The following is a 25,477-nucleotide window of genomic DNA, read 5'->3' as shown; positions in this document are numbered from 1 at the left end:
AGATATTCTATGTCGTAGAAGAAAAACATACTATATTAAATCAAAGTTTTTAATTGCTAAATTTTGTAATTCATCTATCGGTATGCCACTTAATTCTGAAGCTTTATTTTTTTCAATCCTTTTTTCGGTTAACGCAATTCTTATTAATTTTCGGAATCTTATTGGTGCTTCTTCACTTTTGGTATAATTTCCAAAGTGTTCATCACCATTATCTAACAACAGGTCGTAACTTTTAATAATCTCTTGTTTAATAGTATCATCAATCAATTTTAAACTACTTAACCTAAATATTATCGATTGAATAGATATTCCATAAGTTTCCTTTAAATCTTTTAATTCCCCAAGAGAAATTGAAGTCCTGTTTTTTCCAAATTTTTCAAATGCAACTTCATCAACAAAAAGAAATGCAGCTGCAAATCTGTTACAAAAGATCTCTTCAAGGTCTTCGCTTATATTCGTTATATCAAATTTCATCAACAAATGCCCCAATTCGTGGGCAATGGTGAACCGTTTGCGCGTTGTTTCTCTTTTATGCGCTCCAGAATTATTTATAACTATAAGTGGTATATTATTTACCCAACCGCTCAAGCCTCCAGATTTTGTATCCCTCTCTAGTGCAATAATTTTTATGCCCTTATCTTCTAACAGTTCTGTTAGACTATCAATAGGGGCATTACCAATCTTCCATTTTCTTCTTACTTTTTTAACAGCTTTCTCTACATCAGCATTACTATGGACAATAAAGTCTTCAATTGGATTTTCAAAATCAATTTTAGCCTCAAGAATAGACTCTAATTCTAAATAGTTTTTGACAATAGAAAGAACGTGTTTTTTAACTTCATTTTCTTCTTCTGTAGCATTATTGAGCTTATTTCCGTCTCTAAATTTTACAGATTCAATAGAGATATTAAATTTTGGAACTCTAAAAAATTCCCAAAAATCTACCCCTAAAACCGTGGCAATTCTTTTTAGGATTTGATTACCCGGCATTGAAGTCCCATTTTCATATTGTTGTATTGCTGCTTTAGATACATCAACTTGGTCAGCAAGACCTTGTAGCGACATATTTGCTTGTTTCCTTAAATCAGATATTTTAGATCCTATTGTATTCATTGTTTAATTGTAGATTTAGAACAATCGTATAGCAAATATATAAAAAATAATAATTACTATACGATTTAGTTATTAACACTTATGTGAATAAGTCATTTTAAGTGAACTAAGACAGGTTTGCTTGCGACAGTTAGGTACACTGTAAGCTTGTATTTAAATATTTATTTCCTCTTATCCCCAGCCCTTTTATCAAAAGCAATCAAATTAAACAGTTCCCGCATTCTGCTACGAACACGGTTTCCGTAGCATTCTTCCAGTTCTTCTGCATTTAGATTGGTGGTGGCGTGGGTTTTTATTTTATGTTTGGTTTGCTGGTAAAGTTCATAGCGGGATAATAACACTTCACCCATAACATTCAGATCCTTCCCATAAAACCGTCCAGGGGGTTCAATGCCCAAATCATCAAAACAGAAAAATTTGGTATTGCCATATTCTTCAATGGTTTTAAAACCAAGATTGTTAAAGCTAAAAGTGACATTCCTGCAAGGTATTATCTCATACGGACGTTGTAGCGGCACTATGTGTCGCAACAGCTTCATCAAACTGGTCTTGCCACAGCCTACGGGACCGGAAAGTAGAAGCCCCTTATCGGTATCAATGCCATAAGTCTTGCAGTTCTCCTCATCCTTGATGAAATATGAACAGAGCTTGAGCAGAATATTCTTATCCTCGTCATAAATCCTGAATTTTTCTCCGAAAAGGAGTTTGCCTTTAGCATTTAAGTAAATCAAGATTTTAGGGAAATCATAAAGCACACTTTTGCCGTCAAACTCCCCAAGCGAATATTCCACGCCACCTTCGGTTATTTTAGAGGGGTTGTCCATAATCCTTGTTTTTAACGGTTCGCAAGTTGTCCTTGATTTGGGACCCTTGTTTTTTATTTGGTTTGTTTTGCGAGACAAACAACTCGGTTCTATCCATCCAGTTGATGGCCAATGCTTGCCAATCACGGATCGCTTTTCCATCACTCGTTTTCCAATCGGTGGCTTCGTAATGGGTGAAGAATTTTTTTCCTTCATCATCAGCAAAACCTTTTTCTTTAAAAAAATCAATGACAGCCTGCCAGCCCTTTGGCTGTTTATTATTATTTGCTTGTTTGGTATTGTTTATAGTAGATACCAATGCTTGTCCATTAATGGGACGGTGCTGGTACACTTCTGGTTCACGTATGGGATGGTACTGTTCCGCAAGTTGTTCTAATTTGGGATTGTACCGTCCCATATCTGGTTCATCACTTGTCCCAATAATGGACATCTTAATTTTACTACCCTTGTATGGGTTGTTGGAGGGGAAATAGGAGAGGTAGTCCCAAGCATCCAACTCGGTCACACATCTGTGATAAGTGGATTTTGAACCTATTTTTGCCACGCGCATAAGGTCACGTCGGTTCACATAGAATTCATCGGCAAAACGGCTGCTGTTCCATTCCTGGAACAATGCCATATAAAGGCTAATATGGGTAGGATTTAGGCGATCATCAAAAAAGAACTTTTCAAAAGCCGCGTTGAGTAGCTTTATATAGTTCATTACCTATAAATTTAGCCCGTGTTGGACACGGTTTGCATCCATAACCTTTTGAATTTCCGCTGCATCGTAATAAATGATTCCGCCTACTTTTGTATAGGGAAGTGTCCCGTTGATACGCAGATTTTGTAGTGTTCCCGGACTTACTTGGAGCAAGTCCATTACTTCCGAAGATTTAAGATACTTCTTGATATTTCCGGAAGCTTCTTGTTTGGCAAGAAGGTTTTTAATGTCATCGAGCAATTCCATTTTGAATTCCCGAAGATCGTCTGTAGTAATAATTGCTGTTGGCATAATAGAACGGTTTTAATGGAAGGGACTATCGTGTCGCTGTCAACTAATTTGATAGCCCCTGACCTGATTTGACTTTCGTTCTACAAATTTGAGGTTGTTTATTGGGGTTTATTCACAAGTTGAAACCAAGTTGGGTACAACTTTAACATCTTGATGATTAGAGTTATTTGGTTGATTTAGGTAGCTATAAAACTCAAAATGAGAAATAAAAGAGGTCAAAATTTATTGCAAAAAAAAAGCACAAGTTGGGTTCAACTTGGGTGCGATAATATTAGCTATCCAAATCGTGTATTTTCTTTAAGAGGCTTGCTTTTAATGCATCTAGAAAGCGAGCGGGATTTTCTTTTCGCCCTCTTATTTCTAAAAAACTTCGGTAGTAATTTCCCAGGTCTATATCGTAGGTCTTTTCAAAAAGTGTTGCCAAATCTTTAATATCACCTTTTACTGCCCCTGAGGATATTAATGCATAGGTCAGTTCAATTAAATCAATTTTGTTGGCGGTCCAATTTAAGTTTAGGCTATCAAATGCTCTCTGGTCATCTATGTTTTTTTTGTTTTGTTTTTTTAAATCTTGAAGGTCATTGGTATAATATACTATAAGCAAATCATAGGCTTTGATTTTTGCCACTGCATTGTCGTGGCTTGTTGAAAATTCCACATCAGTATAGAAATATGATGTATCACTTATGAGACCTATATTGTCATTTCCTCTTAAAAAATAGAACTCATCCAGAAAAGTCGCATTCTGCCTATAGTACTTGATAAAATCATTATTTCGATAGTAATATTCTTGCAGAATTTTAATTTCAGAATCGATGAAAATCCTTTTGGACTTATCCGAGCCTCTTGGCTTTTGTAGCAAATATTTGTACAATTTTGCATAATATTTTAAATGTCCATGGATTTCAGGTTTTTGATTTTTGAAAAAATAAATTTCATTTTCCTTGTTTTCGAAAGAGCCTTCTCTAAGCGTAACACGAAGCTTTTGTAAATACTTTCTTGATAGTAATATACCTCTCTCAGTGTTAGAAAATTTTGATAGATCCGATTCGTTGACTATTCTTATTTCTTCTCGGTATTTTTCAAGTATGTTTTGGATTTTTTTACGCATCTTGATTGAAAAGTTTCATTTCAAAATGAAGATAGCTTCTGGGGATAAAATGTGGATATCCAAATTGCTGAATATTATAACAGAATTTCGGAATCCTCTTGTAGTAAAATTAGTACTACAATAGGATTAAAATAGGAAGGCATAACTTTTAGGAAGGAGTTCCTTACCAATTATACTCTTTGAAGAAATTGCAACAGGAACATATGGTTCTGATTAACGATAGCGAACATAAAATCCATCATACACCGGTTATTCGAAACAGCTAAGAGTATTTGTCGTCAATCAGGGTCGTGTCTGCATTTCTGAAGGATTTATTTTCCCCCTTTTGCTACTTCATTTCTTATACGACTCAATGATTGCGGAGTAATCTTTAGATAGGATGCGATATACTTTTGAGGCACGGTTTGGGCTAAAACTTTGTATCTCAGCAAAAACTCCATATACTTGGTTTTTGAATCACCAAAATTCAAAAAATCGTTGTCCTTTATTTTGTTAAGTAATGTGGATTCAGTCACACTTTTAAAAAAAATGAATAAATTCGGAAACCGCTCAAATTGCTTTTCAAATAAACTAAATGGAATGGTATAAACCTCACTGGCAACGACACATTGAATTGCAACCGTTGAAGGCTGTGATGAATAATGGCTTTCTAAATTGGCGAAAAACTGGTTTTCCTTGATAAAGTATTTGGTGACTTCGTTCCTGTTGCCATCAATACTGTAGGCGCGTAAAACCCCGCTGCAAACAAACACTATTTCATGTGAAAGTTTACCAAAATCTTCTATGTGTTCTTCGGATTTGAGTTTCCTATACTTGAAAAGGTCAACCAAAATTTCTATGTCTGCCGATGACAGAATTCCAGCAAACGCCAAAGCTGATTTTAGTTTTTCCATTATTTTAAAATATTATTCAAAAATAAGCTTTCAGCGCATGATATGACGGCTTCTTGAGGTGATGTGGGTACCCAACCTAGTTCATTGATGGCTTTCTTATTGGTTGTTTTACGATTATGGGTCTCAAGCAATATTGATTTTAGCATTGGCTGAAATAAGGAAAGAAACTTTGTTACAAAATTTGGCAATTCTGTGACCGGTATTTTTCTATTGGGATATTTCCCTTTAAGAATCTGAGAAATTTCCTTAAGTGTTAGATGCCCTGCTGTTGCGATGTATCTTTTGCCCTTTGCTGTAGGCGATTCCATCGCTAATATTTGTAGGTCGGCGACCGAGCGCACATCAACTATGTCAAATTCGATTTTAGGAATTGCCGGAAAACTCCCATCCATTAATGAGATTACAATATTTGCGGAAGTTCCAAAGTCGCTTTCGAGTATTGGTCCCAATATTGCCCCTGGACAAATAGTTACCAATTCTAAATCGATGTTTTCATAACTAACAAATCCCCATGCAGCTTTTTCTGCGACTGTTTTGCTCCTGTAATAGGCCGTAGTGTCTGCCAAGTTTGTTTCATCTGTCCAATCTTCCTCACTAAGTGTTTTTTCAAGCTCCTCATACGACTTTCCATATGCAACGGCACCCAGTGAGGAAGTCATCACCACCCTTTTCACACCATTTTTAGCGGCGGATTTCAGGATATTTAAAGTTCCTTGTTTGGCAGGAAGCAACAATTCATCATCTGATTTTGGAGCTTGTCTCGGATGTGGCGATGCTACATGCTGGATAAAGTCAACATCTCGTGTAACTGCATCCCAAACAGTATCATCGTTGAGATCAGCTACGGCAAAAGATAGATTATGAATGTTTTTTGTATGCGTTTCAATGGTTGATTTAATTGAATCATTACGGTCATGGCTGCGTAAAGTTCCTATGACCTTGTAACCTTTATTTAAGAGTTGGATTGTTATATGGGAGGCTAAAAAGCCTGTTATCCCTGTAATTAATACCTTGTTGTTCATGCTTTAATTTTTTAACAAAATTGCCCATTAATACAATGATGACAATTACCATTTGTTAATTAATCAGCCTATCAAGCATGTAAAAGGAATTTCCAAATATTACTTGATATTAGGTACAATATCAAACAGTACGCAAATATTATGAAGGGTTCTCTTTTAGTATTTTATCTCGGTGATTATTACCCCAATCCGCAATCACGTCTATAATGGGTTTAATAGAACGGCCATGGGCGGTAAGTGAATATTCCACACCAATAGGTTGGATATCTAACACCGTTCTCCTTACTAGGTTATTCGCTTCCATTTCTTTAAGTTCTCTACTCAGCATTTTTCCTGATATTCCTTCGACTTCATCGAGTAAATCGGAATAACGCTTATTTCCATAGCATAAACAGGCAATAATCGAAATCTTCCATTTGCCACCAATTATATACAGTACATCATGAATGGCTCGAATTTTAAACTTACAGGCCTTTAACCCGGTTTCTTTTTGTTCTCGCATAGAATTATTTGATTTCATTTTATCATTGTTACCTAAATGTTACAATTACTTTTAGTCACAAAGTTACAATTTGTCACCACATTAAAATAATATTGCAAAAAAATTTTACTTATGGATTTATTAAAAGGATTAAACTGGCGATACGCCACAAAAAAAATGACTGGGAAAAAAATACCCCAAAATCAATTGGATTATATTCTGGAAGCTGCTAGATTGGCGCCATCGTCATCGGGTTTGCAACCCTATGAAATATTTGTAATATCGAACCCATCCACACTGAAGGATATTAGGGCGGTAGGGTATGACCAATCTCCAATCACAGAATGCTCTCACCTGCTTGTTTTTGCATCATGGACAAATTATACTCTGGAAAAGATAACTAGGGTATTTGATGATATGATGTCGGTACGAGGTCTGCCGAAAGAAACAATGACTAATTACAAAGAAATCGTTTGGGGTATGTACGAACACCTAAGCAATGATTGGCATGCCCAACACGCAGCCAAACAGGCCTATATTTCATTTTCAATGGCTATAGCCGCAGCAGCGGAACTGGAAATTGATACGACACCTATGGAAGGATTTCTTCCGGATAAAGTGGATGAAATATTAGGACTTGGCGATATGGGACTTACAAGTGCTGTTATTTTGACTCTTGGTTATAGAGATACAGAAAATGATTGGAATGTAAAATTGAAGAAATTTCGTAAATCAAAAGATGATATACTTCATTGGATTGACTAAAAGATGCTTTAAATTCAATTACTATAGATGCCCGAATAGAATTCGGGCATCTACGTTAAAGGGGGGTAAAATTAATTATACTATAACTTTCGTTATTCTGTTTCTTTCCAGCTATGAAGTAAATAGGATGGCAGGAAATACTCCCAAAAATACTATCAAAGGATTAGAAATTTACAACACTGTCAAGAGCTTCATCTGCCTCTTTATGAATAAAATTGGCCTGGTAATTAATGGTGGTTTTTAGATCACTGTGTCTGTAGAGTTTTTGTAGCATGAGAGGATGAATTGAGTCTCCCGCAATATTCCCAAATGAATGTCGTGCGATATGCATTGTCACTTTTTTGTTGATTCCTGCTTTTTTAACAATTGATTTTAGGTTCTTGTTGAATTTACTGGTCGCCACTTTAATTTTATTATAAACGTCTTTGGCTTCACTGAAATCAGCCTTTTTCATTTCAGGAAAAATAAAATCATCAGCTCCATTTTTATTATTCTCATAATACTTCAATATTATCATTGCTTTTTGAGGTATTTTGAGTGATACAATTTTCGTGTTCTTGCTCATCCTATAGTTCAATCTACCATCATAAACCATTGACCATTTGGTAAAAAGAACATCCGAAACTCGCATCCCGGCAAAATAAAAACTGAAAAGCCAAACATTTAATGCGTGACGTTGTACTTCTGACAGGTTTTGAACATTTTCAAGCTGCGTAATTTCCTTTTTGTTAAGCCCTATTTTAATAGTTTGTGGAAATTTGATTTTGAAACTGCCTTTACCAAAAGGGTATAAATCTTTACTTACCACTTTATCAGCAATTGCTCTATTATAAATCAAGCGAATCAATACCATTACGTTTAGGGCAGAAGTCTCCGTTAAATTTCTATTGCCCATGAGATAAGTTTTGAATCTTTTGAGAAACCGCAGATTAATTTCTTGAAAGCGCAATTCTTTTGATTTATGGAAATCACTGATATAGGTTAGGAGTGCAGTATCTGTTGTATATCTATTCATTTTCTTGTCAGCTTCAAGTGCGTCTAAATGCTCTTTTGCATAATCAAAGAATGTTAAACTTGAAATAGGTTTGTAAATATTCCGCTTAATCTGGGTGGCCGATACATCACCATCTTCACTTTGTAGATTCATTAAGCCCTTATTCACTTCTGTAAGTTTTGAGGACAATAAGCTATTTAGGCTTTTTGCATTAGGATGGGACTTTTTTACACGAAGATTTTTCTCATCCCAATCTTCCATATCAATATAATGACCGATATGTTTATAGGTAGAACGGCGGTTTTTAGTTATCCTAATTGCCAAAGGAAACATTCCTTTGGTATTAGGCTTTTTTCGTAGAATGATTTTTGCACTTGCTGACATAGCTGACCTGTTTTAGTTGCGAAAGTCAAATCAGGTACAACATTTTGTCAAAAATTCACTTTAAAGATACATCTTTATTAGGAATTTTGGGTACAACATAGGTACAACAAATGTTGAAATTAACTGATATTATATGACTTTAAATAAAATGTCAAAACACATAAGTAATTGTAAATGAGTTAATTTGTGTTTTGTTGGTGCAAGGTATGCAAGACTTAGGATCTAGTGCAGCAATGTGTGGAGGTTCGAGTCCTCTCGCCCGCACAACAAAAAGAGCTTAATAGACTGATCTAAAGTTTATTAGGCTTTTTTTATTTTATAAATTCCCCTAAAAACACCCCAGTTTTTCTTTCAATATCTATAAAGGGTGGGGTATCCTATAAATTTCTTCTCAAAATCAAATTTGAATACTGGTCCCTAATGAGTTAATCCCCCACATTAAATTTCTCACTATATTTTACTATTTTAGATGAATATTCGTCCCCTACGCCGATTCACTAAATTATTTTATGCTCGAAAAAAATAATCCACAAGCTAGAGACACCATATTTATTGGCCATGCAACACCTGAAGACAATGAATTTACAATTTGGCTACAATCCCAACTTCAAAATCACGGCTACAATTGTGAATGTGATTTAACTTTTCTCTTAGGTGGAGAATCCGATTACTGGAAAAGCCTTCAAGATTTTTTAGAATATCGTTCAATCAAATATATTTTAGTAGTCTCCGAAGTGACATTTAGTAAACAGGGGGTTTTGGATGAATGGGAACAATGTAAAAGTATTGAAAGACAATTTGGCTTAAAAGACTTTATTATCCCCATTAAAATTGATCAATCTTCCTACTCAGCGAGAATTGGCTTAAATCGAAAGAATATAATAGACTTTGAGAAAAACTGGGCGGTAGGCTTGAAAAGACTTTTTAAAAAATTAGAGGCCGATAAAGCACCAAGAGATAAAAACCTCAAAACTAATTTAACTGATTGGTATAATAATATCTATTCTAATTGGAGTGGGATTGAAAAAGGGGGTACAGATGTTTTCTATTCAAACTGGCTGAGAATTGAGAATTTACCCAGAAATATTTATTTTTTTCACTTTAGAAATGATAAACAGGCAAAAGCTATTCTAAAAGAAAACGATTTTCCTTGTTATAGGCATGGCAATATGGTTGTAACTTTTGATAAAGATCTCAATCTTTATTTAGAAGCTGAAGATCTACATTTAAATCCAAAAGAAGTTATTGAAACTAACACTAAGAATGCTTTCAATTACTTTGAATCAGATAATTTTCCAAAATACAATGATCTTAGAAGGTTGCTAGTTAGACTTTTAAATAGAGTCCTTCATTATTATATGGAAAATCTAGGGTTATTGCATTATCAGTTTTCAAATAAACTCTGCTATTTTCATCCGCATTCCATTGACGATAAAGTGAAAGGTAAGTTTGAGCTAAATGGAAAATCTAAAAATATTGGTTTGACAGGCAAATATTTTGAAGATTTTTGGCACTATGGTATTAGCTTCCATACTTTATTAGAACCCGAATTGTGTTTCAGTTTGAAAAATCATTTAGTTTTTACTTCAGATGGGATGAAACCTTGGAGTGACTCGAAAAAAATTCAGGCTGCAAGGAGAAAAAAAGGAAAGCGAATGTTTAATAAGGAGTGGAGAGATCTTTTACTTTCTTATTTATCGATATTAGGAACCGAAGAAAATAAAATTTACATACCCCTATCTAATAATTCTTATTTAGAACTTCCAACTACTCCTATTTTATTTGAATCATCATTTACCTATATAGAACCAAATGATGAAAAAAGAATGATTCCAATTGATGATTTTCTGGAGGAACAAGAACATTATCTATCTCAAGACGAAGAATCGCAAAATGAATAAACTCAAGAATATAATAGAGCCTAAATTACTGTTCAATCATAATCAAGAGGTTCAAGATCCTAGGGACGGTCTTACCCTATTTGGCCCATACAGTAAGGATAAAGTAAATAATTTTTCGATAGGAATAATAGGAACACCTTCAGGAATAGATTTCTTTAAAAGCTGGTTAACAAAATTCTTAAATCCAGTTATACCCTTAAAAAAAGACGTATCCAAACCTTTTTATCCTGGTTTTGAAGCCATTTTTGGAATTACTGTAAATTTAAATTCCACTGTAGAATTAGAAGTATCGCCTTCGGATCTAAAAAAAATGTATAGATACTCTGATTCTCATGTGAGAGTTTCAAGTATGGTAGATTTATTTGTAGATAAAATTATCGACCAGAAAAAGGAAGATGACAGACCACCAGTTAATTTATGGTTCGTTATTATTCCCGATGAAGTCTATCAACATGGAAGGGTTAAATCCAAACCTGCTAAAGACCCTATAAAAATTGGCATAAAAGATAAATATTCCAGAACAACCGTGGGATTATTTGACGAGATAGATCCAACCATAAAAAAACTTAAGGATAGTTACAATTACGAAAATAATTTTCATAATCAACTTAAATTAAAACTGTTAAAGCATGAGATCCTTACACAAATAATTAGGGAATCAACGATTGCTTATGATCAGCATCCGTATTTAAATTCAAGAAACGAACCCAAAAGAGATTTGGCTAACATGGAATCTGATATTTGTTGGAATATAGCAACGTCAGTATATTATAAATTGGGTGGCTTACCATGGAAACTTGGAAAAATTCGAAAGGACGTCTGTTATATAGGATTAGTTTTTAAAATAAATGAGAGAAATAAAAATAATAAGTATGCCTGTTGTGCTGCCCAAATGTTTTTAGATAGCGGTGATGGAATGGTATTTAAAGGCGCTGTCGGGCCATGGTATAATGAGGATACTAAAGAATTTCATTTATCCGAAGAAGCTTCAAAAGATTTACTCAATAAGGCTCTTGATTCATTTAAAAGGGAAAATAATAGATTACCTAAAGAGATTTTTATTCATGGTAAAACTTACTTCAGTAATGAAGAATGGAAGGGATTTTTAAATGCAGTTGAAGGGCAAGATATTTCAATTATTGGCGTCACTATTAAAGAAGAAAAAGTTTTTAAATTATACAGGAATAAAGATTTCCCAATTTTAAGGGGATCTTATTATACAAAAAGTCATTCTCAGGCTTATCTCTGGACTAAAGGTTTTATTCCTCGCCTACAACAACCTTTAGGCATGGAAACTCCTAATCCTCTTTCAATAAAAGTAACAAGGGGAGCAAGGAACACAAATATTAATACCGTATGCAAAGATATTTTAGCTCTCACAAAATTGAATTATAACTCCTGTAAATTCTGCGACGGATCACCCGTCACTCTGAAATTTGCAAATGTTATTGGAGAAATTTTGACCTCTGGTGAAATAGAGGATTTAAGGCCTGCATTGCCTTTTAGGTATTATATTTAATATTACAAATGGGAAATAGTAACAAGCCAAAATATCAAAAATTAATAAAAGCATTAGATCAATATTCAATCGGTGACATAACAGAATTACAAAAATTGGTGGTAGGAATGGAGATCATTATAGATTTGGAAAAACCAGTTTATGACCAAGATTTAGATCAAACTTATGAGCATGAAAGTGTTATTATAACTATGGATAAATGTTTGACGTTAGAAGTCGACAAAGAATTATTTAAAAGCGGATATTATGATAGGCATTTTTATAGAAGATCCAAAAATGTAAGGCTATCTGAATTACAAACAATTAATTATGCCGACTTTATATATCATAAAAATGATTTCCGTGAAAAAGTTGAAGAAAAGTTAATTGAGATTGAAGAAAATATTACTGAGTATCTAAATCATTATATACACGAAAATCTTCCAACTCCTCATTATCCAAGACATTTATTGAATAAAGTAATTCTTTCCAAAATTCGATATTCTAACAATTGGATGAATACCAATTACAGTAATCCTCCAGAAGAAAATATCTTCCCTTTTTTCAACAAGTTTGACACTTTTCCTGAACTGATGCCAGTAATGACCATGGTACAAGATCGGCAGGCTAACTTTATTAAATTTTTAGAGACTGAATTTAAATATTATTATGACAAATCTGATCTCGAAAAATATCTTGATAAACTAGATAAAGAGTTTCAAAAGAAAAAGAAAACACCCATACATCCTGACTTCTTTAAAAGTGAAATCGAATACGAATGTTTCACTGAATACTTAAATGAAAATGTTGTTAAGAAAAATCCATATAAAGCAATTGGTTATGTTTTTAAAAGAATGTTATTCGAGAAAAAAATTCATAAAATTACCGATATGCAATTTGCCTTTTTTCTTAAAGATAGAAATTTGATAACTATAGAAATGTTTGATTTCATAATTGAAAAAAATCAATTTGATTCTTTGGGAAAGAGTAAATCTGAAGCTCGAGAAGCGGCCTATGATTTAATCTTCAAAAGGTAGTTCCGATTTTCGGAAATTTCTAGCTATAAATCAGAAAACAATATTTTCAAGCTTTGTACTCATAAAAGATAATTATTATGAGTATAAAAACATTTACAGAATTAGATCTTGAAGATCTAAAAACTATTATTAAGAATGCAGTAGCTTCAGAACTGCAAAATTTTAAGGATTTTAAGCCTCCAGGTGCAGCTAATCGAAAAGAGAATCTACTCAGCCGGAAAGAAGCTAAAGAACTCTTACAAGCGTCCTACACAACTTTATGGAACTATAGTAATCAAGGTTTTCTTAAACCAAAGAAAATTGGAGGAAGAGTTTATTATTTAAAGAGCGAAATCCTTTCTTATTTAGAAAATGAAAATGCTCAATCTAAAACCTGGGAAGGATGATTTGCGGAAAAAAATATTGCGTTCAAATTAATCAAGATTTATTTGACGAATTAGAGGTTAGGTTAGAACATTACAATTTTTCATTAGAAAAGAAACAGAAATTGGGGCTAGATTATTTAGTGTGTTTTCTAAACTTAATAACATTTGGTAATCTTCATGGAAAAGGAGATTCAGAAGGATTTGTCAGACTTGCTGCAAAGTATCTCAATAAATTGTGCAGGAATCGGCACAAGGATCATAAAAACTTTTTACTACAAAATGGATTTATTAAAATTAAAGCTTATAGCATCAAAAGAAATCAAAGCTATGGTTATAAAATTTGTTGGTTTGATCAAAAAGATAAATCTAAGTTCAAACCTTTCAATTTTCATTCTTATGAACTATTAAAGAGAAAAGGAGAAATTTCAAAAGAAATAAATGAGATTCAAGATAAAAGAAAGGAAAGAGCAGCAAAGAAAACTGGACATTTAACCAAATGGTTACAAGAAAATTACATACAAATAGATACCGAAAATGCCTACAAATGGATTGAGAATAATGAAGATCTTAGTAAAGATCAAAAATATCAATATGCCTTTGCAGTTAATAATTTAACAGTGGGTAACTGGTGGTACAGTCGGGAAGGTGAAGATAACAGACTTCATAGTAATCTAACCAATTTAAGCTCTAACCTTCGACAATTTTTAAATTGTCAGGGAAAAACTCTAATATCTTTAGATTTAAAATCATCCCAACCCTTTCTTATGACTTCCGTTTTAGAAATGATTAAGATTGGTACTAATAGGGATAAAGAATTTATTAGAAAAAGTTTTGATAAGAGAAAGATCTCTAATCAGAAATGGGATGAAGTTTTCTCTATTATGAATTACAAACTTACGGAATCGCAGAGCCAGAAGGAGTTTGAAGCTTTTAAATCGATAGTTGTTGATTTGGATATTTATATATGGCTTTCAGAATTATTATCTGATAAATTTTTAAAAGAGATAACTACTGAAAAAGGACTTTATGTAATAGAAGCTTATAATACTCAAATAGGTAAACTTGAAAAAAGGGAATTTGACTCCAAACGGTCCTTAGCAAAGGTTCTACTATTGGAATTTATGTATAGCGGACTTGGAAGCAAGACAAAAACCTATAGAGAAGTAAAAAATCTTTTACCTAAAATAATTGTAGATTTTGTTGCAGAATTTAAGAGTTCGAAACATCTAAAGAAAAATTATAGAGAAGGTATAAAGAAAGCCAAAAAACGCTTTGCTACTTTTCTACAACAATTTGAAGCTTTTTTAATTCTTGATGTCATAACTAAGGATTTAGCAGAGGATTACCCGGATATGTTTATGGCAACCATACATGATAGCATAATTGTTACTGAGGAAAATGTCGATCTGGTAAAAAAAACACTAGAAATTAGAATGGACTATTTAACTGGGCTTAAGCCTGAAATTAAGTGCGAACCTTGGATTTCTACAAAAGAAACTTTGAAATGTTAAGAATAAAATCAATATTTGAACTCTATACTATTCATTTTCACAGCCCTACCTTGAAATGAATACATTAAAAATTCACAATGAAAAAATGTATTTTATTTCTAACGGTCTGCCTTTTAATTTCCTGTAGTACAGATTCAGTTAGTACAGAGTTATCTTTGTCCCCTCCTGAATGGCTTCAAGGTTCATGGGAAGATGAACGAAGTCAAAATGATTCATTCACTCAAATCCAAATTGAAGTTTCTTCTAAAAATGTCAAGATTATTTCTGGTGGTGGTATTGTCGTTTTAGATATTGTTGGAATGGCACGAAATGCCAATGACGCTCCAAATGGTTCAGCATCGATAGATGAAGAAATTAAGACTGGAGAAACCTATGAATTTAATGTAACCGTTAATTTAGATAACGCAGAAATACAAAGAACCGCCTATAGATTTGAAAAAATTGATAGTGAGAGAATTACATTTTATCAGAATAATGTCAGCTTAGAATTAAATAAAACAAATTAAATATGAAATCACCCATTTTAATCTTTTTAATTCTGTTTTCCTTTGCATGCTTTAGCCAATCATACACTGAAAAATATAACGAAATTCAACAGAGGTATGAATATTACAATTCTTATAATGAATTAGTTGGATATAAAGAATGGGATGCCATCAATGAGGAGTGGAGATATACAGATTTGACTCAAAGACAACAACAAAGAAAATCTCCCTATGCCGATATGCAACCTGTGAACACTTTTAACGCTAATCTTACCAATCAGGTTTTAGCTGCGAAAGAGTCTAAATATAATTCCAATATAAATTTAGTTCAAAATAAAATTGATGAGTTATCCCGAAATTTAACTTCTCACCCCACTCTACATAAGAGATTTTCAGATGCTATCACTCGATTTAATAATCAAAATAATAAAATTGATTATTCAAGCGCTCAGGCTACTAATAGTGTAATTAACTATTTTATAGGGATATATAACGACTTAATAAATTCAATATCTCAGAAACAATCTAATAATTATCCAGTTAATAAAAAAGATTCTAAATCGAAGTATGAGGAAGCAGATGATTATTATAAAAAAGGGTTTAATTATGAGCAAAATGGAGAAATTGATATAGCCATCAATTTTTACAAATTGGCAGTGGCAAAAAATTCAAATCATTTCGAATCACTATTTGCCTTAGCTCGAAACTTTTTTGAAAAAGCAAAAAATATAAATAATGAAATAAAACAGATTAAAAATTCAGAAGATCAAAATGTGAAATACACAAAGCTGTATCTGCAAAGAAAAGAATTAAATTCTGAAATTAAATCTTTATTAGAAAGAGCTAAAAAACTCAGACCTGGAAACGAGGAAGTAAAACAATTATTAAAAAAGATAACCGACTTAGATACTGTAGAAAAAGAAAACAGTAATCTACCAAGCAAAGAAAATTCCAGACCTATTGAAATTCGAGAGGGCTTTCGAACTAATAAAATACTTGAATTTAGGTTTAATAAAAACTCAAACGAATATGAATTGACCAAAGAATTAGATACAAATTCAGAACTATATTTTGGTAAAGATTATTACGGCTTCAAAAGAGGCAATGATCCTTGGAAATATAATAACTGGACGTTTTCTGAATATAATGATAGAACGGAACTATATATGTTTTATGATAACTATGGTAATACAGTAGTTTTTGACAAACAACTCACATATATAGCTTGGTATTTTGATAGAGAGGGCAATCAATTTAACCAAAGAATAATATATACTGGGCTAAAAAAAGATCCAACTATTTTACCAAAAAAATAGTTAACTGGGATAATCTATTATTAATTGCACCTTACTGCTTCGGGATAGTGCCAGAACTAAGAAACCATTTATTTTATGAAACAAATATTTTTATTAGTCATTTTTATATTTTTTTCATTGGGATTAAAAGCTCAGTCCTGTGAGGAGTTAATAGATTTTGTTAAATCAAATGATTATGGAACAACTTATAACAGTCCATTAAGCGAAGCAATTTCAAAAGTTTCATTTCATAAAGTTTTTATTGATTTTGACACCTATTATTTTGCGATAGTATGTTTTAAATCAAAATACTCTTATGGATGTAACGAATACTTATATCAAGTTGGTTCTAATACAAAATTAAATTATACGATGAATTATTTAGATAGTGCAGGGAAAGCGTTTTGGAAATATATACAACCCTATCATGAAAATTTAGAATGCAGCCCGAGTTTGAATAGATATAGAAAAAATCATCTTGCATAGGTGTCTATTTGAGCGTCCTCACAGGCATCTTTTGCATCTTCATATGAATACCCTTTTCTTTTTCATCATTGAATCTATACAATCATCTCTATGGCTTCTACAGCCAATTAAACAGAAGGTAACAATCGTCAAGGATAGAAAGAATAGGATTTTTCGCATGGTATTAATCTTTAAATGAATATACTATAATAAAAACAATTAGGAAACTGTAGTAAGCTGTTAGGTATGGCTTAGCTTCTTTAAAATAAATATTTATGTGTATACTACATATTAGAAATTGGGAGAGAGTTGAATGTGAAAATTATTTTAAAGAGCAATTAGAAAATGCGGGGGCAGAAAAAACAGAAAAGGGTTATAAATTAAACAATAAAGAATTCAGGCTAATAATATCAGCTATGCTATTTCAAATAGCCATTATAGATGGTTTAGATATAGAGATGGAAACTACATTTAGCCTAGACAGAGCAAAAGAATATATTAATTTTAAGATAATTGAGATTTAAATTGAGAATTACTTATGCAACTTTGAAGAAAGAAAGTAACAACGGCAAGGACAAGTATAATTTTTTCATAATAAAAATTTGAATTACAATACTAAGTTATGATTTTTGTTTTAACCAGAAGTTTTTCAATTTTTCAGCATACTCTTTTGGAGTAACTTTTATATAATCAAGGAATTGCTTTTCTGTTTTATGCCCAGTTATCTTCATAATAGTAAGCGTATCAATTTTTCCATACAGATTGGTAGCAAAAGATCTCCTACATATGTGAGAAGTTACTAATTTATATTTTTTAAAGCTTCCATATTCTTTCCGATGAATGGTGACCTTTTTGCCATTCCGAAGGATATTTCTTTCGCTCATCTTTGCCCCTTCGGTCAGTTCAGTTAACCCTGCTTTTTTAGCAACTTTCTTAATATAATCATTAAATTTCTGATCACTTATTTTCCTGGGTAGTTCACCGCCTCTTTTATTCAAAATTTCCTGTACTTGATCATGAATTGGAATAATCACGGGGAAATCAGTTTTCTTGGTATTTTTAGTTATAAAACCATTTTCAATATTCTTGTTAGTTAAAGAAAGAAAATCAGAAACTCTAAATCCAGTTCTTAAACCTATAACCAACCAATCCCTGGCATTATCTAAATACTCATATTCCAAATCAACACAGTAAATCGAGTTAATTTCTTCCTCATTTAAATAGATATCTTTCGTTTTATTTGATGGAGAATAAAAATCTGATAATTGAAAGTCTTTAGGAACATCGTAATTTCTTTTATCTGCGTTGCTACAAAATAATTTTATATCATCAATGTAACCCCCAATGGTATTAGGGTTTAATAACTGTTCAGTTTCTAAAAAATCAATAAAGTTAGAATGGAATTGAAGATTTATATCCTCAAAACGCAATCTCTTATTTTGATATTCCTCAAAAGCTAATATCTTATTTTTTGTAGTAGTGTAATGTTGAATAGTCCTTTTTTTAACCGGCGTATTATTTCGAGTTTTTTTATTGTGAGAGGCCTTAATAAATCGGTCAATATAATTAGTGAAGAATAATCTATCGTCAATTTCAGCATTTAAAGTTTCTCTATTAAAAAAATGATAGATCTTTTCCTTTAACCACTTAGAATTGATCAGATGACCATTTAACCTAGTGTTTTCGAATTCTGATCTGACATAATTTTTCAGCTCCTTTAATTTCAAATTAGCAGAACGGTAATCCATTTCAATCGTTGGAAGGATTTCTTCTTTATATTTACTCCATCTGCCTTTTGGCGCTTGAATGCCAGTAGAAATTTCTAAATCAAACTGTTTTCCCTGCTTAAATCGAAGATATATTGAATTCCAATCTTTAGACGTTTTAATTCTGTATTTTATTGAAGCCATAATTCCCCTCTTATTCCCCCAAATATACTTAATCTATATGAATTTATCTTTATGTAGTAGAATTTATCTATATGCTAAACCCTATTAAATAAAGAAAAACTAAACATATATGGATTTACTATAATCTACCAGAATCAAGGGTGCGACTCCTCTCGCCCGCACAAAGGGATAAGCCGACTTTAACGAGTCGGCTTTTTTTGTGGGCAACACCGGGGCAACGCTTTTTTGTTGATTTTTTAAAAAGTTATTGTGTTGAGCCGAATTCTCCTAGTTGGCTAGATAAATATATAGAGATGATGAGGCGGGAGTGTTTTAAAATTTGCTTATGCTTTTAACATTGGGCTGTCCAAGCATTACTTAATGGAGTGTTCACGAATTAGACATCTCTAACTAAATTTTAAGATTTACAAGAAGTTAAAAACTCTTCAGCCTTTTCTACCATTTCTTTATTTCCACAAATAAACGGCGCTCGTTCGTGTAGTTCCTCAGGTTGTAATTCCATGATCCTGCGGAATCCGTCAGAAGCTTTTCCCCCAGCCTGTTCGGTTAAAAATGCCATAGGATTACACTCGTACAGTAAACGTAATTTTCCTTTAGGAGCTGTTGTTCCCTGCGGATAGAGGTAAATTCCGCCCAGCAGCATATTTCTATGGAAATCGGCTACCAGCGATCCGGTATACCTGGAGGTAAAAGGCCTGTTTTCTTCTTCATTTAGTTCCTGCACCCATTTTATATATTTCTTGATTCCCTGCGGAAAATGCACATAATTGCCTTCATTTACTGAATAGGTATTACCGGTGTTTGGAAACCTGATATTGGGATGGGAAAGAAAAAATGAACCAATTCCCGGATCAAAAGTAAACCCATTTACGCCATTTCCGGTAGTATAAACCAAAATAGTGGAAGTACCATAAATTAGATAGCCGGCTGCCACTTGTTTATTGCCCGGTTGCAAGAAATCTATCAATTCTGCCTTAGTTCCTTTAGGAGTAATTCTGCGATAAATACTAAAAATAGTACCCACGGTGATATCTACATCAATATTACTGGAACCATCCAATGGATCAATAAGCACGATATATTCAGCATTTTTATGGATATTATCTTCAAAAACAAGATAATCTTCTAGTTCTTCAGAAGCCAGACCACATATTTCACCCCGGTTGCGAAGGGTGCTTACAAATATTTCATTGGCCATTACATCCAGTTTAGCCTGAGACTCTCCCTGAATATTTTCCTGACCTGCCTTTCCAAGAATTTGGGAAAGACCGGCTTTATTTATTTTTTCATTTACCATTTTCCCCGCCAACTTAATTGAGCTTAATAAAGCGCTCAATTCTCCTTTGGCGTATGGAAAATCCTTTTGATTTTCAATGATAAATTCTCCTAAAGTAGTATGTCTTTCCATTTGCTTTATTATTAAATATTAACTAACATTAAGACTTACTTACCATCTTAGGTGTTTTTATTTTTTTTGTTTGTCCGTAAAGCATCCCAAACTGAAAAATGATGTCATTCTGAACTTGTTTCAGAATCTCATTTCAATGTAAATCAATGTAATATGGAGACCCTGAAATAAATTCAGGGTGACAAAAGAGCTTTTAGGGTAGAAAACGGATATACATATATTTTTTTAATTTGATTTGAGATTCTTTATAATTTTAGTACACTTACATACAAGTTGCTCAATTTCCTTAAAGTTATAAGCCCCGTCAGAGTCCCTCTTCATCAGTTTAGAACCAATACCCACGCAATAAGCCCCTGCATTTAACCATTGGCTTATACTTTCCTCTGTTGGTTCTACACCCCCGGTAGGCATAATACTCGTCCACGGTTGTGGGCCCTTGATAGCTTTTATAAATTCTGGCCCATAGATGGAACCTGGAAATAATTTTACAATTTCACAGCCCATTTCTTCAGCCTTAGCAATTTCAGTTAAAGAACCACAACCTGGAAAAAAAGGAATTTTCCGTCTGTTACAAATAGCTGCAATATCCTCTCTAAATACAGGGGTCACGATAAAATCTGCCCCTAATTGAATATATAATGAAGCTGAAGGGCCATCTGTAATCGAACCAATCCCCAGAGCTAGATCAGGATAGTTCTTTTGTACATATTTACCAAGCTCTCCAAATACCTCATGAGAAAAGTCTCCACGTGCAGTAAACTCCAAAACCCTTGCTCCACCATCGTAACAGGCCTTGATAATTTTTTTGGCAATTTCTATATCTTCATGATAAAATAATGGAACCAAACCTGTAGATCCCATTATATTGAATACTTCAAGTCTTGATAGTTTGGACATATTTGATAATTTTTATCGTTTAACTAAAGCGGACAGGTCTCCCTGCATAATAGCGTTGATCTCATCCAAGGAGGCTAAATTAATATCACCCGAAATTGTGTGCTTAAAACAGCTTGATGCTACCGCAAAATCCAAAACTTTTTGAGTGTCCCATTCCTGGCTTAAACCATAGATGATACCAGCCATAAAAGCATCTCCTGTTCCTAACCGGTCTACTATGGGAATAATCTCCTTTATCTCAGATGTAACTATGTTACCTGCAGAAAACATTATCCCACCGATTTTTTGATGAGAAGCACTCTTGGAATACCTTAAGGTAGTTGGTAAAAATTCCAGTTTTGGACATTTCGCCAGCACCTCCTCATAATAATCCCCTAAAGTTTCTGGCATAGAATAATCTGGATCGATCTTCTCTTTGCCAAGCATTTTAAAAAGAGTGGCCAAATCGCTTAAGATGACATTGGTTAGAGCCAGTATTTCCGGCAAGACTTCCTTTGGCTCTTTTCCCCACTTCCATAGCATGGACCGATAATTAAGGTCACAGGAAATGGTTATATTCATCTTACTGGCAACCCTACAGGCACGCAAACATTCTTGCGCTGCTGCCCGGGAAATACCGGGAGTGATTCCAGACCAATGAAACCATTCGGCTTCTTTAAGTACTTCTTCCCAATTAATATCGCCAGGTTCTATATTAGCCACAGCACTATCTGCCCTATCATAAATAACCTTGCCTGGTCTGATCGCAGAACCTTTTTCCAAAAAATAAATTCCGAGTCTTGTTCCCCCCTTAGCGATATACTTTTGACCTACACGATATCTGGAAATTTCAGAAATAACCTTATTTCCAAAGTCGTTATCGGGTAATTTCGTTACGAATTGAGTTTCCAAACCCCAATTCTGTAACGAAGCGAGGGTATTGAATTCGGCACCACTATAAGAAGTTTCAAAAGAACTGGCCTGAAAAAACCGAAGGTGATCAGGAGGAGATAACCGCATTAGAATTTCACCAAAAGCAACAATATTATCCATCTTATTCTTTTTTATTAGGAATGAAGTCGAGACCGATATCCCTGAAGCCTCCAGTAACTAACACTATTTTTACTTCTAACTTGCCCATTTCGTGCTTTATTATATTCCCAGGGCTTGTCCACCTCCAACCTGAATGGTTTCAGCAGTTAAAAACGATGCATCTTTACTTACCAGAAATGATACAACAGAAGCCACGTCTTCTGGCTCTCCCAAACGCCCTAACATGATATTATCTTTCCACGAAGCGAATACTTCTGGTTTAGTAGATTTAATTTGCGCATGAAACGGCGTATCAATGGTACCCGGGGAAACTGCGTTAACCCTAATTCCATATTCCGCAAGATCTTTTGCCAGCGCCCTGGTAAGGGTGTGGACGGCCGCTTTCGAAGTTCCGTAAATACCAGCACCGGGACCCCCGGCATTCCAACCTGCGTTTGAAGTGTAATTAATAATTGATGGGCTATCACCTTTTTTTAAAAATGGAATAGCAGCCCTGGAAGCAAAAAATGCTGAATCAAGGTTTAACGCCATCACCGATCTATAAAAATCAGTAGTCATATCTTCAAATCTTGATCTACCACCGAGACCGCCGGCATTATTTACGAGGGCATCTATTTTACCATATTTCTCCCCAATTTTTTTGAAGTTTGAATTAACAGCTTCTTCGTTGGTAACATCGAAACCATAATATTCAGCCGAAATCCCTTCTTTTTCGAGTTCTTTAACTCTTTCAGCTCCTTTATCGTCTTCTATTCCGTTTAAGATTACGGTATATCCATCCTCACCAAGTCTTTTGGCCACAGCAAAACCAATACCTCCAGTTGCTCCGGTTACCACTGCTATTTTTTTCTTTGAATCACTCATTGTTTATTGATATTTATAATTGTTCTATAAAAAATTTAATTTGATTTGAGTTCCACGGGTTCTATTCTTCTTATTAAGATATAAATAGATATGACTGCCAATGGGGCTAAAATGGCAATTACTATAAATGCCGGTGTATAGGAGATTTCAGTAATCTGGGGAATAAGCCAGTTCATAATAATTACTGATACCGCTGCAACCGTTCCCGCAAGACCTGCCAGGGTTCCAACAGATGGTCCCTTCAGCAGATCACTGGAAAGGGTTTGAATGTTCCCAATGGCGAATTGGAATCCAAAAAGGACTACAGCTACGATATAAATAAACGTCATTGGATTATCTCCTTTTACCAAGAATATGATCCCCATAAGTCCTAGAAAAATTAAGCTACCACCAATAAGAATGGACAGTTTTCGGGAAAAATCCAGAGACCGCTTCTCCATTAGTTTGCCTGCAAACCATCCGCCTGCTATACTGCCGGCCATTCCACCCAAATAGGAGATCCAAATGGTTGCTCCAATTTCTTGAATGCTGAAACCAAATTTGGAGTTTAGATATAGTGGCATCCATCCAACGAACAGCCACCATATTGGTTCAATAAAAAATCGTCCCACCAATACCCCCCAGGATTCCCTATAACTCAAAATCTTTAAAACGGGTAATCCTTTTTCCTTTTCAGGTACTTCATCCGGCTCTATCCTTCCAGAAAGAATAAGATTTCTTTCTTTTTCGGATAACCATGGATGATGTTTAGGGGTGGTTTTATTAATAATGAACCATGGTATAATCCATACAAAACCTAAAATACCTAAAATGATAAAGGTGGTCCTCCATCCAAATTGAGCATATAAAAATGCGATAAGCGCGGGAGCAACCACGCTTCCAAGAGAAGCTCCGGCATTAAATATTCCTTGTGCAATGGCCCGCTCTTTCACGGGAAACCATTCCCCATTGCTTTTTACAGCTCCCGGCCAGTTACCCGCTTCCCCAAAACCAAGCATTGCCCGCACGAGTGACAAGGAAATAAGACCCCTAGCAAAAGAATGCAGGATGGCAGCAGCAGACCATAATGTAATGGAAAAAATAAAACCAAGACGGGTCCCAATTTGATCGTATAACTTCCCCGATAAAAATTTACCAAGTGCATAAGTAACCATAAAGACATTAAGCATGACTGCGTAATCAGATTCATCCATGCCTAAATCCTTACCCATTTCGGGCCACATGACACCAAAGGCTGTTCTATCTATATAATTTATGACCGTGGCAATGCATATCAATCCAATTATCCACCATCTTAGTCCTCTTATCTTCATATTTTCAGATTTGCCGCCCTTTGTTGGGCTTAAATTTTAGACAAAATTACCTGTGACCCTCAGGCAACTACCTGTGGAGTTATATTCTTACATGACCTGGAATGAGGATATAATTTTTTAGGAAAGGTATATCAAGTAATTCCTGGTTTAAATTCTTCTCTCTACCAATTATTTATAGGATCGTGCATTCCCATCTTATTTATAAATCTACATTGTAGCAATACTTGTAAAGACTCCTAAAATGCAATTTCATTTTTTCTTTAGCTTCTTGAGGATTCTTATTTGCTATTGCCTCATAAATAGCTTTGTGTTCATCAATTCCCAAAATGGCCTGATTTTCATCACAAACATGGTATTTTGCAAAATTCGTGATAATTTCTGGTGTAATGATAAGCATGAAAGTATTCATTGTACTGTTCCCACTTGCTTTGGCAATAGCCAAATGAAAAAGCAAATCTTCCTGTACTGCGTCTTCTCCTTTAATAGCTTTTTTTGTATAAGCTTCAAGAGCTTCTTTCATCTGTTCTAATTGATCTTCGGTCCTTCTTAATGCAGCAAGTCTAACCGTTTTTAATTCCATTAAAATTCTGGTTTCAACCAAAGATTTAAAATCTGGATCGTCCAGACTTAAAATATCAGAGATCATCCCATTTAAAGCAACCACACCAATATTGGCCAAATAGGTTCCGCTTTGTGGTACAGATTCCAATAACCCGTAAAACTCCAGCGTTTGAATTGCCTCACGAAGATTATTCCGGCTAACACCAAACCGTTCTGAAAGCATTCGTTCTGATGGTAATTTCTCTCCGGGTTCCATATTTTTGAAATTGATATATTCCCTAATTTCAGAAATAATTTTATTCCTTGTTTCTTGCTGAATATCAATTTTAGTAAGCGACTCCACCTTCATTTTTT

Annotated in this window: 26 protein-coding genes; 10 read left to right on the top strand and 16 right to left on the bottom strand. The window is 34.0% G+C overall.

What is annotated here, in order from left to right:
- Positions 1–30: 30 nt before the first annotated feature.
- From JM83_RS08260 to JM83_RS08225, 8 genes are all read right to left on the bottom strand, one after another.
- Positions 31–1,113 (bottom strand): XRE family transcriptional regulator, encoded by a 1,083-nt coding sequence (locus JM83_RS08260; RefSeq protein ID WP_144961085.1) that lies wholly within the window; start codon positions 1,111–1,113, stop codon positions 31–33.
- A 161-nt stretch (positions 1,114–1,274) separates the two neighbouring features.
- Entirely contained in the window at positions 1,275–1,937 is a 663-nt protein-coding gene (locus JM83_RS08255) for an ATPase (protein WP_144961083.1), read from the bottom strand.
- Entirely contained in the window at positions 1,921–2,640 is a 720-nt protein-coding gene (locus tag JM83_RS08250) for a hypothetical protein (RefSeq protein ID WP_144961081.1), read from the bottom strand. The genes JM83_RS08255 and JM83_RS08250 overlap by 17 nt, the downstream gene beginning before the upstream one ends.
- A gap of 3 nt (positions 2,641–2,643) precedes the next feature.
- A complete protein-coding gene (locus tag JM83_RS08245; RefSeq protein WP_144961079.1) occupies positions 2,644–2,931 on the bottom strand; it encodes a helix-turn-helix domain-containing protein in 288 nt (95 codons plus the stop codon).
- 271 nt (positions 2,932–3,202) lie between these two features.
- Complete coding sequence (locus tag JM83_RS08240; RefSeq protein WP_144961077.1) at positions 3,203–4,042, bottom strand: RteC domain-containing protein; 840 nt, start codon at positions 4,040–4,042, stop codon at positions 3,203–3,205.
- Positions 4,043–4,353: 311 nt separating this feature from the next.
- On the bottom strand, positions 4,354–4,935 hold the full coding sequence (locus JM83_RS08235) for a Crp/Fnr family transcriptional regulator (RefSeq protein WP_144961075.1): 582 nt from the start codon (positions 4,933–4,935) through the stop codon (positions 4,354–4,356).
- A complete protein-coding gene (locus tag JM83_RS08230; protein WP_144961073.1) occupies positions 4,935–5,957 on the bottom strand; it encodes an SDR family oxidoreductase in 1,023 nt (340 codons plus the stop codon). Before JM83_RS08230 ends, JM83_RS08235 begins: the two co-directional genes overlap by 1 nt.
- Before the next feature lie 139 nt (positions 5,958–6,096).
- Positions 6,097–6,477, bottom strand: coding sequence for a winged helix-turn-helix transcriptional regulator (locus JM83_RS08225; RefSeq protein ID WP_144961071.1), 381 nt, complete (start codon positions 6,475–6,477; stop codon positions 6,097–6,099).
- 93 nt (positions 6,478–6,570) lie between these two features.
- Between JM83_RS08225 and JM83_RS08220 the strand changes: the two genes are divergently transcribed.
- On the top strand, positions 6,571–7,203 hold the full coding sequence (locus JM83_RS08220) for a nitroreductase family protein (RefSeq protein WP_144961069.1): 633 nt from the start codon (positions 6,571–6,573) through the stop codon (positions 7,201–7,203).
- A 163-nt stretch (positions 7,204–7,366) separates the two neighbouring features.
- On the opposite strand, the gene JM83_RS08215 is transcribed toward JM83_RS08220, so the two are convergent.
- The gene (locus tag JM83_RS08215; protein WP_144961067.1) at positions 7,367–8,581 is read right to left on the bottom strand and encodes a site-specific integrase; all 1,215 of its coding nucleotides are present in this window, start codon (positions 8,579–8,581) and stop codon (positions 7,367–7,369) included.
- 509 nt (positions 8,582–9,090) lie between these two features.
- Here JM83_RS08215 and JM83_RS08210 point away from each other — a divergent pair.
- The 9 genes from JM83_RS08210 to JM83_RS08170 all read left to right on the top strand — a co-directional run bounded on the left by JM83_RS08210 (position 9,091) and on the right by JM83_RS08170 (position 17,662).
- The gene (locus tag JM83_RS08210) at positions 9,091–10,482 is read left to right on the top strand and encodes a toll/interleukin-1 receptor domain-containing protein (RefSeq protein WP_144961064.1); all 1,392 of its coding nucleotides are present in this window, start codon (positions 9,091–9,093) and stop codon (positions 10,480–10,482) included.
- Positions 10,475–12,001, top strand: a complete 1,527-nt coding sequence (locus JM83_RS08205; protein ID WP_144961062.1) for an argonaute/piwi family protein — start codon at positions 10,475–10,477, stop codon at positions 11,999–12,001. Before JM83_RS08210 ends, JM83_RS08205 begins: the two co-directional genes overlap by 8 nt.
- 8 nt (positions 12,002–12,009) lie before the next feature.
- Positions 12,010–13,017, top strand: coding sequence for a hypothetical protein (locus JM83_RS08200; RefSeq protein ID WP_144961059.1), 1,008 nt, complete (start codon positions 12,010–12,012; stop codon positions 13,015–13,017).
- Positions 13,018–13,094: 77 nt separating this feature from the next.
- Positions 13,095–13,403 carry a helix-turn-helix domain-containing protein gene (locus JM83_RS08195; protein WP_144961057.1) on the top strand — a complete coding sequence of 103 codons (309 nt, stop codon included), beginning with the start codon at positions 13,095–13,097 and terminating at the stop codon, positions 13,401–13,403.
- Positions 13,400–14,893: a hypothetical protein gene (locus tag JM83_RS08190; protein ID WP_144961056.1), complete on the top strand. Its 1,494-nt coding sequence runs from the start codon at positions 13,400–13,402 to the stop codon at positions 14,891–14,893. Before JM83_RS08195 ends, JM83_RS08190 begins: the two co-directional genes overlap by 4 nt.
- Before the next feature lie 77 nt (positions 14,894–14,970).
- A complete protein-coding gene (locus tag JM83_RS08185; protein WP_144961054.1) occupies positions 14,971–15,399 on the top strand; it encodes a hypothetical protein in 429 nt (142 codons plus the stop codon).
- A gap of 2 nt (positions 15,400–15,401) precedes the next feature.
- A complete protein-coding gene (locus tag JM83_RS08180; protein ID WP_144961052.1) occupies positions 15,402–16,694 on the top strand; it encodes a tetratricopeptide repeat protein in 1,293 nt (430 codons plus the stop codon).
- A gap of 75 nt (positions 16,695–16,769) precedes the next feature.
- Positions 16,770–17,159: a hypothetical protein gene (locus JM83_RS08175; protein ID WP_144961051.1), complete on the top strand. Its 390-nt coding sequence runs from the start codon at positions 16,770–16,772 to the stop codon at positions 17,157–17,159.
- Between the two features lie 254 nt (positions 17,160–17,413).
- Positions 17,414–17,662, top strand: a complete 249-nt coding sequence (locus JM83_RS08170) for a hypothetical protein (RefSeq protein ID WP_144961049.1) — start codon at positions 17,414–17,416, stop codon at positions 17,660–17,662.
- Positions 17,663–17,758: 96 nt separating this feature from the next.
- On the opposite strand, the gene JM83_RS08165 is transcribed toward JM83_RS08170, so the two are convergent.
- The 7 genes from JM83_RS08165 to JM83_RS08135 all read right to left on the bottom strand — a co-directional run bounded on the left by JM83_RS08165 (position 17,759) and on the right by JM83_RS08135 (position 25,472).
- The gene (locus JM83_RS08165) at positions 17,759–19,048 is read right to left on the bottom strand and encodes a tyrosine-type recombinase/integrase (RefSeq protein ID WP_144961047.1); all 1,290 of its coding nucleotides are present in this window, start codon (positions 19,046–19,048) and stop codon (positions 17,759–17,761) included.
- Between the two features lie 397 nt (positions 19,049–19,445).
- A complete protein-coding gene (fbp, locus tag JM83_RS08160; protein WP_144961045.1) occupies positions 19,446–20,456 on the bottom strand; it encodes a class 1 fructose-bisphosphatase in 1,011 nt (336 codons plus the stop codon).
- Positions 20,457–20,681: 225 nt separating this feature from the next.
- On the bottom strand, positions 20,682–21,353 hold the full coding sequence (locus tag JM83_RS08155) for a bifunctional 4-hydroxy-2-oxoglutarate aldolase/2-dehydro-3-deoxy-phosphogluconate aldolase (protein WP_144961043.1): 672 nt from the start codon (positions 21,351–21,353) through the stop codon (positions 20,682–20,684).
- Between the two features lie 12 nt (positions 21,354–21,365).
- Positions 21,366–22,385, bottom strand: coding sequence for a sugar kinase (locus JM83_RS08150; protein WP_144961041.1), 1,020 nt, complete (start codon positions 22,383–22,385; stop codon positions 21,366–21,368).
- A 99-nt stretch (positions 22,386–22,484) separates the two neighbouring features.
- Positions 22,485–23,249 (bottom strand): SDR family NAD(P)-dependent oxidoreductase, encoded by a 765-nt coding sequence (locus tag JM83_RS08145; RefSeq protein WP_144961039.1) that lies wholly within the window; start codon positions 23,247–23,249, stop codon positions 22,485–22,487.
- A 35-nt stretch (positions 23,250–23,284) separates the two neighbouring features.
- Positions 23,285–24,562, bottom strand: a complete 1,278-nt coding sequence (locus JM83_RS08140) for an MFS transporter (RefSeq protein WP_144961037.1) — start codon at positions 24,560–24,562, stop codon at positions 23,285–23,287.
- Positions 24,563–24,761: 199 nt separating this feature from the next.
- A complete protein-coding gene (locus JM83_RS08135; protein ID WP_144961035.1) occupies positions 24,762–25,472 on the bottom strand; it encodes a FadR/GntR family transcriptional regulator in 711 nt (236 codons plus the stop codon).
- Positions 25,473–25,477 lie beyond the last annotated feature (5 nt).

The organism is Gillisia sp. Hel_I_86 (assembly GCF_007827275.1).
Classification (GTDB): domain Bacteria; phylum Bacteroidota; class Bacteroidia; order Flavobacteriales; family Flavobacteriaceae; genus Gillisia.
Note: the sequence above shows the minus strand (reverse complement) of the source record. Positions and strands in the feature narration are given on the sequence as shown.

Bases quoted from the DNA above. Each gene is read 5' to 3' on its own strand.
- JM83_RS08185 (WP_144961054.1), top strand. From the start codon at position 14,971: ATGAAAAAATGTATTTTATTTCTAACGGTCTGCCTTTTAATTTCCTGT.
- JM83_RS08190 (WP_144961056.1), top strand. From the start codon at position 13,400: ATGATTTGCGGAAAAAAATATTGCGTTCAAATTAATCAAGATTTATTT.
- JM83_RS08245 (WP_144961079.1), bottom strand. From the start codon at position 2,931: ATGCCAACAGCAATTATTACTACAGACGATCTTCGGGAATTCAAAATG.
- JM83_RS08260 (WP_144961085.1), bottom strand. From the start codon at position 1,113: ATGAATACAATAGGATCTAAAATATCTGATTTAAGGAAACAAGCAAAT.
- JM83_RS08165 (WP_144961047.1), bottom strand. From the start codon at position 19,048: ATGGCTTCAATAAAATACAGAATTAAAACGTCTAAAGATTGGAATTCA.
- JM83_RS08195 (WP_144961057.1), top strand. From the start codon at position 13,095: ATGAGTATAAAAACATTTACAGAATTAGATCTTGAAGATCTAAAAACT.
- JM83_RS08215 (WP_144961067.1), bottom strand. From the start codon at position 8,581: ATGTCAGCAAGTGCAAAAATCATTCTACGAAAAAAGCCTAATACCAAA.
- JM83_RS08255 (WP_144961083.1), bottom strand. From the start codon at position 1,937: ATGGACAACCCCTCTAAAATAACCGAAGGTGGCGTGGAATATTCGCTT.
- JM83_RS08235 (WP_144961075.1), bottom strand. From the start codon at position 4,935: ATGGAAAAACTAAAATCAGCTTTGGCGTTTGCTGGAATTCTGTCATCG.
- JM83_RS08180 (WP_144961052.1), top strand. From the start codon at position 15,402: ATGAAATCACCCATTTTAATCTTTTTAATTCTGTTTTCCTTTGCATGC.
- JM83_RS08240 (WP_144961077.1), bottom strand. From the start codon at position 4,042: ATGCGTAAAAAAATCCAAAACATACTTGAAAAATACCGAGAAGAAATA.
- JM83_RS08150 (WP_144961041.1), bottom strand. From the start codon at position 22,385: ATGGATAATATTGTTGCTTTTGGTGAAATTCTAATGCGGTTATCTCCT.
- fbp (WP_144961045.1), bottom strand. From the start codon at position 20,456: ATGGAAAGACATACTACTTTAGGAGAATTTATCATTGAAAATCAAAAG.
- JM83_RS08140 (WP_144961037.1), bottom strand. From the start codon at position 24,562: ATGAAGATAAGAGGACTAAGATGGTGGATAATTGGATTGATATGCATT.
- JM83_RS08170 (WP_144961049.1), top strand. From the start codon at position 17,414: ATGTGTATACTACATATTAGAAATTGGGAGAGAGTTGAATGTGAAAAT.
- JM83_RS08210 (WP_144961064.1), top strand. From the start codon at position 9,091: ATGCTCGAAAAAAATAATCCACAAGCTAGAGACACCATATTTATTGGC.
- JM83_RS08200 (WP_144961059.1), top strand. From the start codon at position 12,010: ATGGGAAATAGTAACAAGCCAAAATATCAAAAATTAATAAAAGCATTA.
- JM83_RS08205 (WP_144961062.1), top strand. From the start codon at position 10,475: ATGAATAAACTCAAGAATATAATAGAGCCTAAATTACTGTTCAATCAT.
- JM83_RS08225 (WP_144961071.1), bottom strand. From the start codon at position 6,477: ATGAAATCAAATAATTCTATGCGAGAACAAAAAGAAACCGGGTTAAAG.
- JM83_RS08135 (WP_144961035.1), bottom strand. From the start codon at position 25,472: ATGAAGGTGGAGTCGCTTACTAAAATTGATATTCAGCAAGAAACAAGG.
- JM83_RS08175 (WP_144961051.1), top strand. From the start codon at position 16,770: ATGAAACAAATATTTTTATTAGTCATTTTTATATTTTTTTCATTGGGA.
- JM83_RS08220 (WP_144961069.1), top strand. From the start codon at position 6,571: ATGGATTTATTAAAAGGATTAAACTGGCGATACGCCACAAAAAAAATG.
- JM83_RS08250 (WP_144961081.1), bottom strand. From the start codon at position 2,640: ATGAACTATATAAAGCTACTCAACGCGGCTTTTGAAAAGTTCTTTTTT.
- JM83_RS08155 (WP_144961043.1), bottom strand. From the start codon at position 21,353: ATGTCCAAACTATCAAGACTTGAAGTATTCAATATAATGGGATCTACA.
- JM83_RS08230 (WP_144961073.1), bottom strand. From the start codon at position 5,957: ATGAACAACAAGGTATTAATTACAGGGATAACAGGCTTTTTAGCCTCC.
- JM83_RS08145 (WP_144961039.1), bottom strand. From the start codon at position 23,249: ATGAGTGATTCAAAGAAAAAAATAGCAGTGGTAACCGGAGCAACTGGA.